We start from the raw sequence: 17,137 nt of genomic DNA, 5'->3' as shown, positions 1-17,137 counted from the left end.
CGGGTCACTTCAATTTTACACCATATGAAGACAATCCTGACACTTCTCCTTCTCACCACCGGCCTCGCCCACGCCGCCGAGCCTGCCGCCCACCCGCCGGTGCCTATCCGGTTTCATCTGGATGAGCCACGCACGGTCACGTTGGTGATTGAGGACACGGCGGGGCAGCGTGTTCGGAATCTCATCAGTGCGCAGTCGCTTCAGGCGGGTGATCAAACGGTGTGGTGGGATGGGATGCGCGAGGATGGAGTGGAGGAGATCCACGTTCAGGGCATCGCGCGGTTCAATCGTCAGCGCTATGCCGTTGCGCAGCCGGGATCGTATCGCGTGCGCGGGTTGTCGCGTGGGGCGCTGGATTTGAAGTTTGAGTTCACGCCTTACACCGCAGGCAGTCCGCCATGGAAGACCGAGGATGGCTCGGGCGGCTGGCTGCATGACCATTCGCCGCCGTCAGACATCCTGTGGGTGCCGGAGAAGAAGCAGTTCTTCGTCGTGAGCTTTGTCGGCGAGATCGGCCACGGCGCGGTGTGGCTGGATGAAACGGGACGCAAGGTGTCGGGCACGCGCGGCTTTGGTGCGGCGGGTGGATGGTGCGGGGCGCAGTTTCTGGCGCGTGATAGCAAGGCCAGGGCTGGCGTTTGGGCGCACAGCGCGGTGGCCTTTGGGAAATTGTGCGAACTGTGGGAACACGGTGCCGGTGCGCGACGGGTGTGGCGGCAGGAGTTTGGGGACAAGGACGACGAGCGCATCGGCGGACTCGCAGTGCACGATGGCGTGGCGGTGCTGAGTTTTCCGAAGACGAACCGGCTGCTGTTTGTGTCCTGCGCCAAGGGCGAAACGCTCGGCGAAACGACACTCGATGCGCCACGTGGCATGGCGGTGGATGCGCGAGGTCGTTTGCTGATTATCTCCAGCCGCACGCTGCTGCGCTATCCGAGCGTGGCGGCGGCGCGTTCGGGAGAAAAGCCGGAGACGGTCATTCCGGCAGAGCGCCTCGACGAACCGCAGCGCATCACGGTGCATCCAGATGGAAGACTCCTCGTCAGCGACTGGGGCGGCAGCCATCAGGTGAAGATCTTTTCCGAAGCGGGCGAGTTTCAATCGGCCATCGGCAAGGACGGCAAGCCTCAAGCGGGCCGCTACGATCCGCTGCATCTTCATCATCCGAACGGCTGCTGCATCGCCCCCGATGGCAGTCTGTGGATCGCGGAAGCGGACATGGCACCGAAGCGCCTGAGCGCCTGGAGTCCCGACGGCAAGCTGCTCCGCGCCTTCTACGGTCCCTCCGGCTATGGCGGCGGCGGGACGATCGATGCGAGCGATCCGTCGCGCTTCTTCTACGCCTTCAGCGGACATCTCGATGCGCGCTGCGTGATGGAGTTCACGCTCGATTGGAAGACGGGAGGCTGGCAGTTGAAGAACGTGCTCTCGCGCCCTGACGAACATGGCGCTCTGTCGCTTCCCGGGGCTCCCGAACTGCCGCTGCATCGGGATGGCCGCACCTATCTCGTCGATTGTTTCAACTCCAATCCCATCGGCGGCAGGCCGGTCGTCAGCATGGGTCTCATTCGCGGGGATTGCCTGATTCCTGTGGCCGTGGTGGGTCACGCCAAAGCACTGATGAACAACTGGTCGCCGCTCAAAGCGCTGGATTTGAAATCAAAGTTCGGTGGCAAGGACGAGTCGGCATTCCTGCTCTCGTGGAGCGATGGGAATGGCAATGGCGCGGTCGATGCCGATGAAGTGCAAGTGATCGAATGCGCTGGTGCCGATGGCTTGCTGACGATGCTGCCCGACTTCCGCATCATCAGCTCCGCAGGCTGGGAAATCGCGCCGCCTCAGTTCGGCAAAGACGGTGTGCCAAGCTACGACCTCACCCAGATGAAGCGTCATTTTGAAGGACGCCTCAGCGGTCAACCGCTCGTCGCCGCCGATGGCACCTGGGTGGTGAGCGGTGGTCCCTTCACTGGTTATCGTGAGGGCAAGGTGCGCTGGAGTTATCCGAACGAATGGCCCAGCCTGCACGCCAGCCAGAACTTCTCGCCCAAGCCTCGTCACAGCGGCGATGTCATCGGCCCCTGCCGTGTGCTAGGCCTGCCGGTCAAAGCACCCGACGCCCGCATCGGCGAGCTGTGGGCGATCTATGGCAACTTCGGCAACATCTTCGTCATGACCACCGACGGCCTGTTCGTTGCGGAGCTGTTCCATGACCGCCGCGTGCTCGGCCTAGGCAGCGGGCCGGATTACACCCTCGGGCCTCGCGATGGATCACGCGGCGTGTCACTCGCCCACCTCAGCCTCACGGAGGAAACGTTCTGGACCACCTGGACGCAAACGCCCGACCAGAAGGTTTATCTCGTCGCCGGTCACGGCCATTCCACCATCACGCGGCTGGATGGATTGGAGACGCTGCAGCCTTTCCCCGCGCAGACCATCGAGTTCACCGCCGAACTCGCGCAAGCGTCGCAAAACTACGCCATCGAACAGGAGAAACTGCGCCAGGCGAAAAGCCGCGACGAAGGCCTCACCATCCGCATGCGCCGTGGACGCAACGTGCCCATCGTGGATGGTCTGGATGGCGATTGGATCAAAGCCGCGTGGGTCACCATCGACGGCAAGACCGAAGCAGCGATGCAGACCGGCAATGACAAGCTCTTCGTCGCCGTGCGTTCCACCGATCCCGGCCACGAACGACTCACGCGCAACGTCGCCGACTCCAAGACACTCCTTTTCAAAGGCGGCGGAGCCATCGACCTGCAACTCGGCACCGACCCAACCGCCGCAGCCGACCGAACCAAGCCCGTTCTCGGCGACCTGCGTTTGCTCGTGACCCAGCATCAAGGCAAGCCCACCGCCACGCTCTACCGCCCCGTCTCCGACAACACCCAGCGCCGCGAGACCTTCACCTCCCCCGTGCAAACCGTGGCCATCGACGAGATCCTCGACGCCAGTCCCGATCTCGAACTCAAGGAAGCGCACACCGCTGGGCGCAGCTTCTACGAGTTCTCCATTCCTTTGAAGCTTCTGCGGCTCCAACCCGATGCGACCAAAGCACTGCGAGGCGACATCGGAGTCCTCATCGGCAACGCCATCGAAACCACCGCCCGCGCCTACTGGCACAACAAAAGAATGACCATCGTCACCGACATCCCCACCGAAGCCAGCCTCCACCCGCAGCACTGGGGAACGCTCCGGTTTGAAAAGGCCGAGTAAATGAACCACCGCGGATTCTCTCATCACCGCAACATCTCCACATCATGAAACCACTTCTCGCTCTCCTCCTTCTCACCATCGGCCTCACCCACGCCGCCGACATCCCCTTCACCCTCGACAAACCCGGCAACGTCTCCGCAGCCATCTACGACGCGCAGGGCCACATGGTCCGCGAACTGTTGCACGCGGCCCCGAGGAACGCCGGCAGGCACTCCCTCATTTGGGACGGGCTGGATCGCGATGGCAACGCTTTGCCCGCTGGCGACTACACTTGGAATTTGCTTCAGACACCGGGGCTGAAGGCGACCTATCTCATGAGCCTCGGCTCGAACTTCCCTCCCGGCGACACATGGCGCACGGCCTGCGGGCCCGGCACGCACCATACGCCGTTCGGGATCGCTGTGGATGAAACCGGGATCTATGTCTCGGCCGAAACCACGGAGAACATCGAGACCTGCATGCTCAAGATGTCGCCTGATGGCGCATCGCGGCTTTGGACCGCACTGCATCCGCGTGCGTGGGACGGGGCGCTGAGCCTGGCTGTGGATAGCGGGAAGCTCTTCATGCTCGGGCATCGGCTGTGGGAGGATCCGCGGCTCAAAGGGAAGAAGCTCTCGAAGCAGTGTGTCTATGTGTATGACCCGGCCACCGGAAAGCTGGATCCACAATATCTCGCGGACTTCGGCACGGGGAAGCAACCGAACGGCATGGACGTTCAATGGGATGACGCGAGCAAGGACATGGACGCGAGCGACATGGATGCACACGCGGGCGTGCTGCTCGTGGCCTATGAAAAACGGAACGCGCTGCGCTGGTATGATCCACAAACCGGCAAGCTGCTCGACACGGCGGAGGTTCCAGCGCCATCGGGCATTACCGTCGGAGCCGATGGCGCGGTCTTCGTCAGCACCGGCGACCGCATCGTGAAGCTATCGCAAGCGAGCAAGACCCCGACCGATGTCATCACCGGCCTCGACAAGCCGGGGCGACTCGATGTGGATCACGGCTCCGGTGATTTGCTCGTGTATGAATCCGGCACGCAGCAGATCAAACGATTCTCTTCCGCTGGTGCCTTGCTCAACACCTACGGCGTGAAAGGTGGCCGAAAGGACGGGCTCTTTGATGACGCGGCCAAACGCAGCTTCGCCGGATTTGCCGATCTCTGTGCCGATGGCAAAGGCGGCTTCTATGTGACCGAGGCGGACTCAGCCCCACGTCGCACGTCGCATTTCGCGAAGGACGGTTCGCTCGTGCGCGAATGGTATGGCGGCCAACGCTGGGCACCGCATGCCGCACCGGAGGGCGACAATCCCAACGTGATGTGGGTGGGCTCGCAGTATGGCTGGGTGATGCGCGTGCTCGTGGACTACGAGCGGAAAACCTGGACCGTCCATTCCTGCTACCGCTACAAGGGCCTGGCCGACGGCCTGGTGGGCGACAGTTGGAACGAGGGCGGCTACTTCCGTGTTCACCAGCACGGCGGGTCCACCTACCTCGCCTTGGAAACGCTGCCTACCATCCTCAAGGTGGATGAAAAGAACTGGAAGCTTGTGCCCGCCACGGTCTGCGGTGCTGTCCGTTCCGCGCCGAAGTTCATGAAGGACTGGGCCGGCAAAAATGCCGCCTACCAATGGAACGACGCCAATGGCGATGGCCTGCCGCAGCAGGCGGAGGTGACCTTCTACGACAAGGGCATTCCCAATAGCTGGGAACCCCACACCGCCGCCGACTTCAGTTGTTTCATGGCGACCGGCGACAGCAAGGAACGCTGGGTCAATCGCTTCGCGGTGACTGCTTGGAACGACGCGGGAAGCCCGACCTACGGGACCATGCCGCAGGGCGAGCGTTTCGGCACGATGCCTTCCCGCTTTGATCCAAGCCACTACGCCGACGCCCGCTGGTCGGTCTTCATGGGGCAGGATCCAAAGAGCGGCAGCCTCTACGCAGCCTTGAACGACTGGACGCGCAACTGGTGCGACTACGACGACTCCTTTATGCAGAAGTGGTCCGCAAATGGGACCGCAGAGTGGACGGTGAGCCAGCTCGGCAAAGGCTTTGCCGCACCCGGCGAGGTTCGCACGCATCTGCGCGGCATCGCGGGCATCGCCCACGACTGCGTCGTCGCCATCGACAACGACGGAGGGTCGAACACGCAGAAGCTCCACGGCAATCTCTCCTACGTCTGGGATCCGGACGGCCTCTTCGTGGGCGGACTGATGGACACCAGTGAGCTCAACGGCATCGCGAAGCACTGGTATCAGCTCGGTGGCGAGTTCTGCCATGCCTCCGTGGCGACGCTGCCCGGCGGCGATGTGCTCTTCTTTGGCAATTGGGAGAACGAGATGCGGGTCTATCGCATCTCCGGCTGGAACGACTGGCAACGGCAGTCTGGGAAGATCCAACTCACCAAGCCCGCAGCAGCACACACCGGCCAGGGATTGACCGCTACCACCTTCGAGGATGCAGGATTGACCAAGCAGCTCGGAGTAGCGGTGGCACCGGGTATCGATGTCACCTGGAGCAAGAACAACCCCGCACCCGCTGCCATCCGCTGGACCGGCATGTTGCTGCCGGACTACGGACCCGCCTACAAGGGCCCATGGAGCGAGCAGAAGGACAAGGATGCCTTCGACGGTGCCAGCCGCGGCGCACGCGACAACCAAGCCAGCGTCACCTTCCGCTTTCGCGGCAGCTCGATTCGAGTCATCGGCAAGACCGGCCCGAACGGCGGCTTAGTCGACATCGCTTTCGATGGTCAGCCGCAACCGCAGTTCGATGCCTACAGCCAGGAGGTGAAACGCGATGCCGTTCTCTTTGCGAAGGATGGCCTGCCCGACGGCGACCACGAAGTGACCATCACCGTCGTCGGTTGGCATGGAAAACCGCGCAACAAGGCATCGAGCGACTCCTGGGTGCATGTGGACAAGTTCATCGTGGACGGCCACGACTACGACGACGCGGGCCTGCCCCACACCTTCACCGCGACCACCGACGGCAAGGCGACGCTCCTCATCAACCGCTCGCCGTTGATCGAACAGTCCGAAGCAAAGCCCATACGAGAGGAACTCACCGGCAAGCCCATCAAGCTCCTGCGTCGCCGCATTCCGATCTCCCTCACCCACACTACCGGCCATGAAGGCGGCGGCATCAAAGTTGAATGGTCAACCCCGCTCCAGCCCCGCCAGTCGGTTCCGACCGCGAACCTCTATCCGATCACACCTCGCTGAATATTGAGCAACGATCGATGAAGACCATCCTGACACTTCTCCTTCTCACCACCAGCTTCGCCTTCGCGCAGACACCCGACCTGACGCTGGCGCGCGACAAGAACTGGCTGATCATCCAAGGGCCGCATCTGCCGAAGGGCGAGATTCGCATCAACTATCTCGAAGCGTATTGCCGCACCAACTCCACCACCGCCGACTGGCACGACACCACCATCGGCCACACCACGGAACTCCTCTCGCTGAGCGACGACAAGAAAACCATGAAGCTGCGCTGCACCGTCAAAGACGGCGTCATTGTCGATCACACCATCACCGCCAGCGCCGACGATGTCACCTTTGCCATCACCGCGCACAATCCCACCCCGACCGCCTCAGATGCGCACTGGGCGCAGCCCTGCATCCGCCTCGGCGACTTCACCGGCTATGACAACAAGGGCAAGGATATCGACGACTACCTTCCCAAGTGCTTCCTCTTCCTCGACGGCAAGCTCACGCGGATGAGCGACATCAAGCCATGGATCAAAGAAGCCCGCTACATCCCCGGCCAGGTCTGGTGCCCGAAGGACGTGCCACGCACCGACGTGAACCCGCGCCCGCTCAGTCCGCTGGTGCCCAGCAACGGCCTCATCGGCTGCTTCAGCGGCGATGAGAAACAACTCTTCGCCGTCGCCTTCGACCCTTACCAGGAACTCTTCCAAGGCGTCGCCCGCTGCCTCCACACCGACTTCCGCATCGGCGGCCTGAAACCCGGCGAGACGAAGTCCATCAAGGGCAAGATCTACATCCTGCCGAATGACGTGCCCGCGCTGCTGACGCGATACGCGAAGGATTTTCCAACGCAGCCAGAGAAGTGAGGCTCGAAAACACTCACGCATGAACCGTCATGCCCACAGCGCCGGACAACCACGACGCCCACGACTACGCCGAGCGCATCCGCGAGCGACTGCGGTGCCGACTGCAGGAGCTGCGGGAACGCTGCGGACTGAGCAAATACGGCCTTGCTCGTGAGAGTGGCATCATTCGCGAATACATCGGTAAAATCGACCACGAAATCGCCAGCAGTGGCAGATGCCGATGCTCTTCGACAAGCTGGATGAGCTGATCAATGCGCTGCGGCGGTAGATTCTCAGGACGGTGGGCGTAGAGAATCGTCACTCACGACGATTGCTCCTTTTCATGCTCAAACGCTCCCTTCTCTTCACGCTACTGCTCACACCGCTGGCATCGCTGCACGCCGCCGAACCCTTCCCAACTCCTGCCGCTCTGTGGAAGGACTACGATCCCAATCAGGGCGACTTTAAAGAGGAGGTCGTGAAGGTGGAAACGAAAGACGGCATCTTCAACCGGGACGCTTACATCAGCGCGTATGTGCTCGGTGAGGAGGTTCGTGTTTATTGCCGTTACCGCGTGAAGACGGGTGCGGCGAGGGCTCCGGGCCTGCTGGTGGTGCATGGTTGGATGGGTGCGCCGGAGCCGGACAAGAAGTATGTCGAGGATGGCTGGGCGGTGATGGCGCATGACTATTGCGGGAAGACGGGAAGCCGGCCTCACTTCACGAAGTATCCGGAGAAGCTGCGGCATGGAAACATGGATCGCATGGTGGCTGGACCGGCGCGGGCGAAGGACCTGGATGGAAAGGAAATCACCGATCCGAAGCAGACTTCCGACTATGTTTGGTATGCCATCCAGCGGCGGGTGCTGAGCTATCTCGAGCAGCAGAAGGAAGTGGATCGCACACGGCTTGGGGCGACGGGCTATTCGTATGGCGGCACGCTGATGTGGAATCTCGCCACCGATCCGCGCGTGAAGGCGGTCGCGGCTTACTTCGGCATCGGCTACAACGACTACTACCGCGACAAGCGGGTCTGGCTTTACAACGTGCCTTACGTGGAGCCGCCGAAGTCGCCGGGCGAGGAGATCATCTTGGCTTCCATCGCGCCTGAGGCCCATGTGCCCTTCATCACGGCGGCGACCTTGTTTTTGAATGGCTCCAACGATCATCACGGCGGGCATGAACGCGGGCTGGAGAGCTTCAAGAAGTTCCCAAAGGGCGTGCCGTGGTCGTTTGCGATTCAAGCTCGCGGACATCACGACACCGAGAAGATCGGGCACAACACGAAGTTTTGGTTGGAGAAGCATGTGCTCGGCAAAGACGTGACTTGGCCGGAGCATCCGAAGTCGGAAATCCGTCTGGACGCCAGCGGCGTGCCGGAACTCGTCATCACGCCGGCCTCACCCGATGCCGTGCGCAAGGTCGAGATGTTTTATGCGCTCAAGAACCCATGCAGCTACGCCCGTTCTTGGCGCGACACGCCCGGCGTGCGTCAGGGCCAGCAATGGGTGGGCAAGATGCCGGTGCTCAAGGTGGATGACTATGTCTTTGGCTACGCCAACATCACCTACGACACCACGATCGTCCGCTCGACCGAATTCAACGCGGCGATCCCTGCCAAGCTCGGCAAGGCTGTGGCCACCGACAAACCATCGAGCGACCTTTCCGACAGCGGTTACAGCGCCTGGAGCCACATCGCCGAACTCGAAGGCCCACGCGGCATCAAGGGATTTCGTCCCACGAACAACGGTCGCGGCTCCGGCACCGAGCAACTGCACGATCCCAAATGGCAAGCTCCGGCCAACTCGCGGCTGAGCTTCAAGTTCTACTGCACCGAGCCGCAAACCGTTGTCCTCACTGCTGCCGATTACAACTCGGTCGAGCTTGAGATCACTGCCTCCGACCAGTGGCAAGAGATGACCATCGCCCCGGAGCGCCTCATCAACCGCTTCAGCCAGAAGCCGATGTCGAACTGGTCCAGCGTGGGAAAAATCCACTTTCTGCCCAAACAAGGCTCCGATCTCACCAAGGTGATCTTCGCCGATTTCAAGTGGGTGCCGTAAGGCTCACCTCGCGCAGACGTTTCGCGGGAAAGCCTACTTTGAAGCAATCCGAGTCATGAAAGCCCTCCTCGCCGCTCTTTTCCTTGCCCCGCTCGTTCCCCTGAATGCCGAGGACTCCAACATTGCATGGATCGTTCAATGGGATGGTAGCTCATTGCCAACCGGTCCGTGGGCAGCCATCAGCAAACCCAACGCCAAGCTCGAAGACGGTATCTTGCATTTGAGTGATGACTCAAAAGCCGAGATGAGTGCCTTTGAAGCCGAGTGGACGGGCGATCTCGATGGCAAGGAGATCATCGTGGAGGCGCGGGTGAAGCTGGTGAGCATGATCGGGCATCGGGACTCGCCGACGGCGACGTGGCCGCAGCGGGATGGGGCGCCGATTTGCGTGGAGGTTTGCGATGGAAAGCATGTCGAAGGCATTTTGCTCACGCCAGCGCAGGACAAGCATCCCGAGGCCGCGAAAGGGTATGTGCGCACGCTGACGGATCGTTTTGCGCAGGCGGACACGCGGGATGCCTTCCACACGTATCGGCTCATCATCCGCGGTGAGGACATGGCAGTCGAAAGGGATGGCAAACGCATCATCGAAGGCCGCGATGCCTTTTGGCGACCCGCGACATCGCCGCGCAAGTTCATCCGCTTTGGCTCCACGTCGAAGCCATTCACGGGCGAGGCGCAGTGGGAGTTTGTGCGGCTCGGTTTGCGGCCTGCGGCGAGTGCGGCGGTGGAGAAGTCGCCGCTAAAGATCACCGTCAGCGAGCCGTGGCCGCTCAACGTGGACAAGAAGAACACCGAATCGCGCCCCTACCTCTACGACATGGGCCAGGGCCTGCTTTTGACCAGCAATCCGCAAGGCAGCGATGCCTTGCTGGAGCCCTACATCGTGCGCCGGAGCAGGGACGCGGGCAAAACGTGGCAAGCCGTGCCCGGCACCGAACAAAACAGCGATTCGCCGCAGGAACTCGTGCGCCTCGCCGATGGTCGCATCCTCGGGCCGTCGCGTTGGACACGATTGCAGCCGGACGGCACGCTCACGGGCAAAACCTCACTCCTCGATGCCAAGGCGGAGAACCTCACCATGCACGACAGCACCATCTCGATGCCTGCGGAGTTCATGCCGTCAAAAAATGGCGAGGTGCTTCTGTTTGAACGCCACATCTGGGCTGAGAAGGATGGCAGCATCACCGCCGTCGCCTGGAGCCGCCGAGCCACGCTGAAACTGGCCAACGGCCGCGGCTTTCCGGAGCGCCACACACATCTGCTGCGCAGCACGGATCTGGGAAAAACGTGGACGCACCTCGCGCACATCGGTCTCGGTGGCGAGCCCGCCGTCGTGCGACTGAGCGACAGCGAATGGCTCGCCGTCACGCGGCCCGATGCGCACATGTCGAACCTCCTCCAGCATCGCTCGCTCGATGGCGGCAAGACGTGGAAGTTCGAGCGCACGCTGGAAGAAGGCAGCGTCATGCCCGACCTCGTGCTCATGAGTCATGGCGTGCTCGCGTGCAGCTATGGACGGCCTGTTTCCAATCTGATGTTCAGCCTCGATGGCGGTCGCACCTGGCGCGATCACCGCGTCATCTCCGACCGCGCCAATTTCAACTACACCGCCATCCGCGAGATCAGCCCCGGCCGCCTGCTCTACATGCACGACGGCCAGATCCCCGGCACCCTGGCTCGGATCAACTCGCTCTACATCGACGTGGAGAAGACGAAGCCTTGAAGGCAACATGCCACTCCAAACATGAAACTCGAACTCACCCTCATCGCCCTCCTTCTCGCTCCACTGACGACACTGATCGCCGCCGATGCTCCGCCTAAGGAACAAAAGCCCGCACCCGAGTTCCGGAAATATGAACTGCCCGTCGAGCCCGATGAAAACGTCGCGTATGGACCGCATCGCATGCAGGTGATCTACTTCTGGCGGGCGAAGTCGGACCAGCCCACGCCGCTGCTCGTCTACATCCATGGCGGTGGCTGGCAGGGAGGCGATCGCTCCGTGGCTCGAAGCATGATCCTGCCAGCACTCCAGGCCGGCATCTCGGTGGCGTCCGTGGAATACCGCACCATCAAAGACTCCACTGCTGATGGACTGGTGCCGCCCGTGAAGGGACCGATGCTCGACTGCGCCCGCGCCCTCCAGTTCTGCCGCAGCAAGGCCAAGGACTGGAACCTCGACAAAACCAAGGTTGCCCTCTCCGGCGGCTCCGCTGGTGCCTGCACGAGCCTTTGGCTGGCCTTTCACGATGATCTGGCCGACCCCAACAACGCCGACCCCGTCGCCCGCGAATCCACTCGCGTCCTCTGCGCCGCTGTGTCTGGTGCGCAGACCACGCTCGACCCTCACCAGATGCGCGAGTGGACACCCAACAGCAAATACGGCTCCCACGCCTTCGGCATCGTGTGGGACGCGAAGAAGAAGATTGGCTCCTTTCAGATGTTCTACGACGCCCGCGAGCGCCTCCTGCCCTGGATCAAAGAATACTCGCCCTACGAACTCGTCACCCCCGGCGACCCGCCCGTCGGCCTCTACTACAGCGCCCCTCCCAACCTCGGCCACGACGAAAAAGACCCCACCCACACCGCGAACTTCGGCGTGAAGCTCAAAGAACACTGCGATGCCCACCAAGTCCCCTGCGACCTCATCTATCCCGGTGCTCCGAACGTCAAGCACGCCACCGACAGTGATTACATCAAGGCCCACCTGCGGCCTGAGCTGAAGTGAAGTTCGTCCTGCCAACCCAGCTATCGTCTGAAGAATGAAGCGTTTCCTGGCTGAATCCCTGTCGCTGGCCTCGTTTGCCGCGCTGCACGCCGCCGGGATGCTGACGCCAAAGCCCAACGTCCTGCTCATTATCACGGACGAGTCAGCGGTAATGATGCCGAGGAGTTGAGAATGAGGGTTCCTAATATTCACTTCCCTGGCAGGCCCGTTTTTCTAGACAAACCGCGCCAACTCACGGAGGAAAGGGCATGAAATGGCTCAGGCCCATCGCCCGTCTCCTCGGAGTGACACGCCCCTCGCAGGATGAAGGGGGCGGTTTTGACAGCGGCATGTTTACCGATCACGGACTGCCCCTCATCCCGCTCGATTCTGTCCGCAGAACCGAGCGTTGTCTTCCGAAAAGCAATGAGGAATTCGAGGTTCTGAAGAAAAAGCGCGCCTCCGTGCAAAGGAAGCTGGCGAAGGAGATCAATGCCATGCTGGAGCCGCTCGGCTACGAGCGGACGGGCAGCGAATGGCGCAAGACATCCCCGTTCGGGCGGAGTTATTTCGGCTTTCAAAAGAGCCATTACGGGTTCGGCTGCTTCTTCAACGCCGGGACGCTCGGGACGCTGGACGTTCCGTCGCCGACACTGGCCAACACGCACGACGGGATCCAGTGTCATCGCATCGCGAAATTCTGTCCCGAATTGCCGCACAACGATGTGGCGGACGAATTGTGCTATGTCCGGTTGCACGACGATGCCGGCTTCCGCAACGGCGTCATGACAGTGATCCAGGCGCGCATGATTCCGTGGATGGAAGCGCGGCACAGGGCGTCCGCCATGATCCGCATGCCGAGTCCTGCGGACATGGTGGCGGTCAAGATTTTCACGGAGCAGCGTGAGCCATGAGCCCAAATCAGAAGCCAGGGACCGTTGCAGGGAAAAACCGGTCTTCCGACGACATTCACAAATGCCTTCCCGATTGAGCGACATGAAAACCTGTCCCACCGTTGCCTGCATCTCCTTGAAATCAGTCTGGCTGGCTGCGCTGCTGCTCGCCCCGCTGGCCTTCCTTCATGCCGATGAGATCATCTTCGCTGGTGGCGGTGAGGTTTTCATCGTCGATGCGTCGGAGGCCGCTGCGGGAAAGCTGAACAAACTCTGGCGCTGGAACGCCCAAGAGGCCTCCGACGTGCCTGAGGAGGTCAAACGGGAGTTTCATCACATGGATGAGTGCAAAGCAGTCGAGCAGGGCGCGAAGCTGCTGGTGTGTGCCTCGAATGGCGGCTGTGCGTTGATCGAGCGGGCCACCAAACGTGTGCTGTGGCGTGCCAAATCACGCAATGCGCACTCGCTCGATCTGCTGCCGGGTAATCGTGTGGTCGTGGCCAGTTCGCTGAGCGGCGATCATCTGGAGGTCTTCGATCTGAAAGGCGGGGCGACGCCCGTTTTCAAAACACCGCTGCGTTCCGCGCATGGCGTGCTTTGGGATGAGGCGCGGAAATGCCTCTGGTCGCTCGGATTCGACGAACTGCGCTGCTACACCCTCGCCGGCTGGGATACGGCCTCGCCCTCACTCCAGCTCAAGAGCACGCACAAGCTGCCGGACGCCGATGGCCATGATTTGCGCCCCGTGCCCGCCAGTGCGGATCTGCTGCTCACCAGCGAGCACGGCGTACATCTCTTTGATCGCGATCGAGCGACCTTCAGGCCTCATCCCACACTGAAGGACCATGCCAAGGTGAAGTCCGTGGACATCCATCCAGTGACTCAACAGATCGTCCTCAGCACCTGGGGCGCGACCCTGCGTCTTTTCGCGACGGAAGGAACCATCACCTTCCAAGACGCCCGCCCCTACAAAGCCCGCTGGATGCCCTGATCTCATGAAAACCATTCTCTGCCTCCTGCTCACTGCCTGCACCGCGTTCGCGGCGGACAAACCAACCACCCCACCCGAGTTTGCCGCCATCACGGATGATCCGAAGCTCCCGCGTGTGCTCCTGATGGGCGATTCCGTGTCCATCGCGTATGCGCTGGAGGTGAGAAAGCTGCTCACAGGCGTGGCGAATGTGCATCGCGTGCCCGCGAACTGCGGCTCGACCAAAGTGGCGGTCGGCTACTACGGCCTCAAACGATGGCTGCCAGATGCGAACGAGAAATGGGACGTGATTCACTTCAACCATGGCCTGCATGATCTCTCCTATCGTTTCGCCGATGATCGCGACAAGAACGACCAGGGCGAATACGCCTCACCCACAAACGGCGGGCATCAAAACGTGCCGCCTGAGGTTTATGAGAAGAATCTGCGCCAGATCATCGCCCGCCTGAAACAAACGGGTGCCAAACTCATCTTCGCCAGCACCACGCCCGTGCCAGAGAGCGATGCCACGAAGTATGTGAAGGACTCCGAGCTGCCCTACAACGAAGTCGCCAAACGCGTGATGACGGAAGAAGGCGTGATCTGGAACGACCTCTGGTCGCTGGTAAAGGCCCGCCAGGCCGAGCTGCAAATCCCACGCAACGTCCACTTTCAAACCCAAGGATCATCCGTCATGGCGAAGCAGGTGGCGGAGAGGATTCAACAAGCGCTTCCAAAGAACTAACTTCCCCGCTCATATCCTCTTCCAACCATGAAACTTATCGTCTTCTTCCTTGCGGCTCTCGTTGGCCCGACCTTTGCCGCCGAACCCATCCATGTGCTCGTTTGGGACGAGCAGCAGCCGCAGCAAAAGGAGGGCTATGGTGAAAAATTCCTCGGCGAGACCATCGCCGCGCATCTGGCGAAGCTGCCGGGACTCACGGTGAAGACGGCGAAGCTCGACGAGGCGGATCAAGGCCTTTCCGATGCCACGCTGGATGCCACCGATGTGCTCATCTTCTGGTGTCATCGCCGCGTGAAGGATCAGGACGATGCCCGCATGGAGGCTATCGTGAAGCGTGTGATGGAGGGGAAAATCGGCTTCATCGGTCTGCACTCCACTCATTGGGGCAAGCCCTTCGTGCGGCTCATGCAGGAGCGGGCCAAGGCGGATGCGGTCAAGGCTTTGCCCGAAGCCGAGCGTGCCACGGCGAAGTGGGAATTCCTCAATGAAGCGCCGTATTACAAGGGCGTCGGTCGTGCCGCCCGCGTCACCCCCTTTGTCGAGAAGGGCGAGGGCAACGTGTGGAAGCTCACCCTGCCAGCCTGCGTCTTCCCCGTGTATCGTAATGACGGCATGCCCTCGCACGTCACCACGCTGCTGCCGCATCATCCCATCGCCGCCGGTTTGCCCGCGCAGTGGGACATCCCGCGCACGGAGATGTATGGCGAGCCCTTCCACGTGCCGCCGCCGGACGAGGTCGTGTTCGAGGAAAAGTGGGACAAGGGCGAGCACTTCCGCAGCGGCTGTGTGTGGCAGGTCGGCCAGGGCCGCGTCTTCTACTTCCGACCCGGTCACGAGACCTATGGCATCTTCCAGCAAGCCGAGACGCAACGCGTGGTGGAGAATGCGGTGCGGTGGCTGGGCACGAGGTGATTCCCACGGGGTTGATTTCTGCGATGTCGAGATTCGGCTCCATTCGCCGTAGTTTCGGTGAACATGCTCCCGCCCGAAACCATCACCGCCACCTTGCTCGCTGAGCGGCTGCCGCTCACGGCGTTCTTTGCCAGCGTGACGCGGGATTTTCATCTGGCGGAGGATGTGTTTCAGGAAGTGTGCGTGAAGGCCGTGGCGCGGGCGGACAGCTTCGAGACGACGGCGCATCTGATGAATTGGGCGCGGCTTTCCGGGAAGAATCGCGCCATCGACATCCTGCGGGCTCGTGATGGTCGCTATGTGGGCCTGAGCGATGAAATGCTGGCTCTGCTGGCGGACGAGTGGCCGGAGCAGAGTCGCGTCGATGTCATGCAGGAGGCGCTGGGGCAATGCGTCGAGCAAATCACGCCGAACAACCGCGAGCTGCTCCGCCTGCGCTACTTTGAACGTCGCAACTGCACTGACGTGGCCGCGATCATGGGCCGCAAGATCGAAACGGTCTATCAAGCTCTCGCTCGCCTGCACAAAGCCCTCGGCGACTGCATCCGCGCCCGCCTTCAAACCGAATCCGCCTCATGAACGACACCGACTTTCTCCACCTGCTCATGCGTCATCAAGACGGCACGCTCACTCCGGATGAGATGACCGCGCTCGAAGTCGTGATGCGAGATGATCCAGCGAAACGCCAGCTTTTTGCCGAGACTCAACTGCGCTCGATGGCCCTCCATGATCGCTTCCGTCAGGAGGCTTTCCAAAGTGGCTGCGGCTTCAGCCGCACTCCGGAAAAGAAGCGTTTCACCTGGATCACCCGCCCGATCGCCGCGATGGCGGCCGGACTCGTCATCGGCCTTTTCAGCGCTTCGATTGTCTGGGCCATCTCATCGCCCAAGGCGACTACCGAGCGGCTTTCTTCCTTGGTGGACGGCAGTTTTGAGCAAAGAGCCATCGGGCGCGGCTTTCCGCGTGAAAGTGGTGTGTGGAGCGGAGACGAGGCGGACATCGTGGAGCGCACGGCGAGCGATGGACGGCAGGTTTTGCGATTTGTGAGCCCAGGGGCCGATGAAGCAGATCCGGCTGGCCCTGCCATCTCGTGTGATGTTTTTCAAATCGTGGACCTGCGTCCGCTTCGTGCCGGGCTGGCTCTCGAGGCGGATGCGGTGCTGGAGCTGAGTGCGCGGTTTCTCGATGACAGGCCGGCCAACACGAAACCCTCGGTCACTTTCACCGCGCAGATTTTTCTCTTCAGCGGTGATCCGTCCGACATGCATGCAAAGTGGCCCTTCGCCGCGCCGGAGTCGCTCGCCAGCGGTTCTTCGATGCTGACCACGCTTGGTGGCGATGCGGGGCGCTGGCGGCATGGATCGACGCGTGTTTTCATGCCCTCGGAGGCCGATTTCGCCGTCATCCAGCTCGCTGCCAGGCCCAACATCCGCCGTGCGGTGCTCGACTCACTTTATGCGGACGATGTGCGCCTCACGCTGAAGACCCAGCCTGCATTGCCCGTTCGTATAGCACAGCGTTAGCAGGCAGTAGAATGGGGGCAGCCTTATTCCGATCATTCTTCTGCCGACAGTC

General features: G+C 61.6%; 14 protein-coding genes. All 14 read left to right on the top strand.

Going from position 1 to position 17,137, the window contains the following annotated elements; genetic code table 11:
• Positions 1 to 24: 24 nt before the first annotated feature.
• Entirely contained in the window at positions 25 to 3,213 is a 3,189-nt protein-coding gene (locus ACILSE_RS16845) for a hypothetical protein (RefSeq protein WP_395718587.1), read from the top strand.
• Between the two features lie 44 nt (positions 3,214 to 3,257).
• Positions 3,258 to 6,440, top strand: coding sequence for a FlgD immunoglobulin-like domain containing protein (locus tag ACILSE_RS16840; RefSeq protein WP_395718586.1), 3,183 nt, complete (start codon positions 3,258 to 3,260; stop codon positions 6,438 to 6,440).
• 17 nt (positions 6,441 to 6,457) lie between these two features.
• A complete protein-coding gene (locus ACILSE_RS16835; protein WP_395718585.1) occupies positions 6,458 to 7,294 on the top strand; it encodes a hypothetical protein in 837 nt (278 codons plus the stop codon).
• A 29-nt stretch (positions 7,295 to 7,323) separates the two neighbouring features.
• Positions 7,324 to 7,542, top strand: coding sequence for a hypothetical protein (locus ACILSE_RS16830; protein ID WP_395718584.1), 219 nt, complete (start codon positions 7,324 to 7,326; stop codon positions 7,540 to 7,542).
• 74 nt (positions 7,543 to 7,616) lie between these two features.
• Positions 7,617 to 9,335, top strand: a complete 1,719-nt coding sequence (locus ACILSE_RS16825) for an alpha/beta hydrolase family protein (protein WP_395718583.1) — start codon at positions 7,617 to 7,619, stop codon at positions 9,333 to 9,335.
• Positions 9,336 to 9,390: 55 nt separating this feature from the next.
• The gene (locus ACILSE_RS16820) at positions 9,391 to 11,061 is read left to right on the top strand and encodes a sialidase family protein (RefSeq protein WP_395718582.1); all 1,671 of its coding nucleotides are present in this window, start codon (positions 9,391 to 9,393) and stop codon (positions 11,059 to 11,061) included.
• Between the two features lie 21 nt (positions 11,062 to 11,082).
• Positions 11,083 to 12,063 carry an alpha/beta hydrolase gene (locus ACILSE_RS16815; protein ID WP_395718581.1) on the top strand — a complete coding sequence of 327 codons (981 nt, stop codon included), beginning with the start codon at positions 11,083 to 11,085 and terminating at the stop codon, positions 12,061 to 12,063.
• Positions 12,064 to 12,097: 34 nt separating this feature from the next.
• On the top strand, positions 12,098 to 12,232 hold the full coding sequence (locus tag ACILSE_RS16810) for a hypothetical protein (RefSeq protein WP_395718580.1): 135 nt from the start codon (positions 12,098 to 12,100) through the stop codon (positions 12,230 to 12,232).
• A 160-nt stretch (positions 12,233 to 12,392) separates the two neighbouring features.
• Positions 12,393 to 12,956, top strand: a complete 564-nt coding sequence (locus ACILSE_RS16805) for a DUF4304 domain-containing protein (RefSeq protein ID WP_395718579.1) — start codon at positions 12,393 to 12,395, stop codon at positions 12,954 to 12,956.
• A gap of 82 nt (positions 12,957 to 13,038) precedes the next feature.
• Positions 13,039 to 13,926: a DUF6528 family protein gene (locus tag ACILSE_RS16800; RefSeq protein WP_395718578.1), complete on the top strand. Its 888-nt coding sequence runs from the start codon at positions 13,039 to 13,041 to the stop codon at positions 13,924 to 13,926.
• 4 nt (positions 13,927 to 13,930) lie between these two features.
• Complete coding sequence (locus tag ACILSE_RS16795; protein ID WP_395718577.1) at positions 13,931 to 14,650, top strand: SGNH/GDSL hydrolase family protein; 720 nt, start codon at positions 13,931 to 13,933, stop codon at positions 14,648 to 14,650.
• Positions 14,651 to 14,677: 27 nt separating this feature from the next.
• On the top strand, positions 14,678 to 15,562 hold the full coding sequence (locus tag ACILSE_RS16790; RefSeq protein WP_395718576.1) for a ThuA domain-containing protein: 885 nt from the start codon (positions 14,678 to 14,680) through the stop codon (positions 15,560 to 15,562).
• A 63-nt stretch (positions 15,563 to 15,625) separates the two neighbouring features.
• Entirely contained in the window at positions 15,626 to 16,141 is a 516-nt protein-coding gene (locus tag ACILSE_RS16785; protein ID WP_395718575.1) for a sigma-70 family RNA polymerase sigma factor, read from the top strand.
• Positions 16,138 to 17,085: a hypothetical protein gene (locus tag ACILSE_RS16780; RefSeq protein WP_395718574.1), complete on the top strand. Its 948-nt coding sequence runs from the start codon at positions 16,138 to 16,140 to the stop codon at positions 17,083 to 17,085. The genes ACILSE_RS16785 and ACILSE_RS16780 overlap by 4 nt, the downstream gene beginning before the upstream one ends.
• Positions 17,086 to 17,137: the final 52 nt, after the last annotated feature.

The sequence above is a fragment of the Prosthecobacter sp. genome, assembly GCF_044236155.1.
Taxonomy (GTDB): domain Bacteria; phylum Verrucomicrobiota; class Verrucomicrobiia; order Verrucomicrobiales; family Verrucomicrobiaceae; genus Prosthecobacter.
The sequence above is the reverse complement of the archived record's forward strand: the minus strand, read 5'-3'. Positions and strand labels throughout refer to the sequence as shown.

Excerpts from the sequence above, each read along its gene's own strand:
- ACILSE_RS16845 (WP_395718587.1), top strand. The coding sequence starts at position 25 with ATGAAGACAATCCTGACACTTCTCCTTCTCACCACCGGCCTCGCCCAC.
- ACILSE_RS16840 (WP_395718586.1), top strand. The coding sequence starts at position 3,258 with ATGAAACCACTTCTCGCTCTCCTCCTTCTCACCATCGGCCTCACCCAC.
- ACILSE_RS16835 (WP_395718585.1), top strand. The coding sequence starts at position 6,458 with ATGAAGACCATCCTGACACTTCTCCTTCTCACCACCAGCTTCGCCTTC.
- ACILSE_RS16830 (WP_395718584.1), top strand. The coding sequence starts at position 7,324 with ATGCCCACAGCGCCGGACAACCACGACGCCCACGACTACGCCGAGCGC.
- ACILSE_RS16825 (WP_395718583.1), top strand. The coding sequence starts at position 7,617 with ATGCTCAAACGCTCCCTTCTCTTCACGCTACTGCTCACACCGCTGGCA.
- ACILSE_RS16820 (WP_395718582.1), top strand. The coding sequence starts at position 9,391 with ATGAAAGCCCTCCTCGCCGCTCTTTTCCTTGCCCCGCTCGTTCCCCTG.
- ACILSE_RS16815 (WP_395718581.1), top strand. The coding sequence starts at position 11,083 with ATGAAACTCGAACTCACCCTCATCGCCCTCCTTCTCGCTCCACTGACG.
- ACILSE_RS16810 (WP_395718580.1), top strand. The coding sequence starts at position 12,098 with ATGAAGCGTTTCCTGGCTGAATCCCTGTCGCTGGCCTCGTTTGCCGCG.
- ACILSE_RS16805 (WP_395718579.1), top strand. The coding sequence starts at position 12,393 with ATGTTTACCGATCACGGACTGCCCCTCATCCCGCTCGATTCTGTCCGC.
- ACILSE_RS16800 (WP_395718578.1), top strand. The coding sequence starts at position 13,039 with ATGAAAACCTGTCCCACCGTTGCCTGCATCTCCTTGAAATCAGTCTGG.
- ACILSE_RS16795 (WP_395718577.1), top strand. The coding sequence starts at position 13,931 with ATGAAAACCATTCTCTGCCTCCTGCTCACTGCCTGCACCGCGTTCGCG.
- ACILSE_RS16790 (WP_395718576.1), top strand. The coding sequence starts at position 14,678 with ATGAAACTTATCGTCTTCTTCCTTGCGGCTCTCGTTGGCCCGACCTTT.
- ACILSE_RS16785 (WP_395718575.1), top strand. The coding sequence starts at position 15,626 with ATGCTCCCGCCCGAAACCATCACCGCCACCTTGCTCGCTGAGCGGCTG.
- ACILSE_RS16780 (WP_395718574.1), top strand. The coding sequence starts at position 16,138 with ATGAACGACACCGACTTTCTCCACCTGCTCATGCGTCATCAAGACGGC.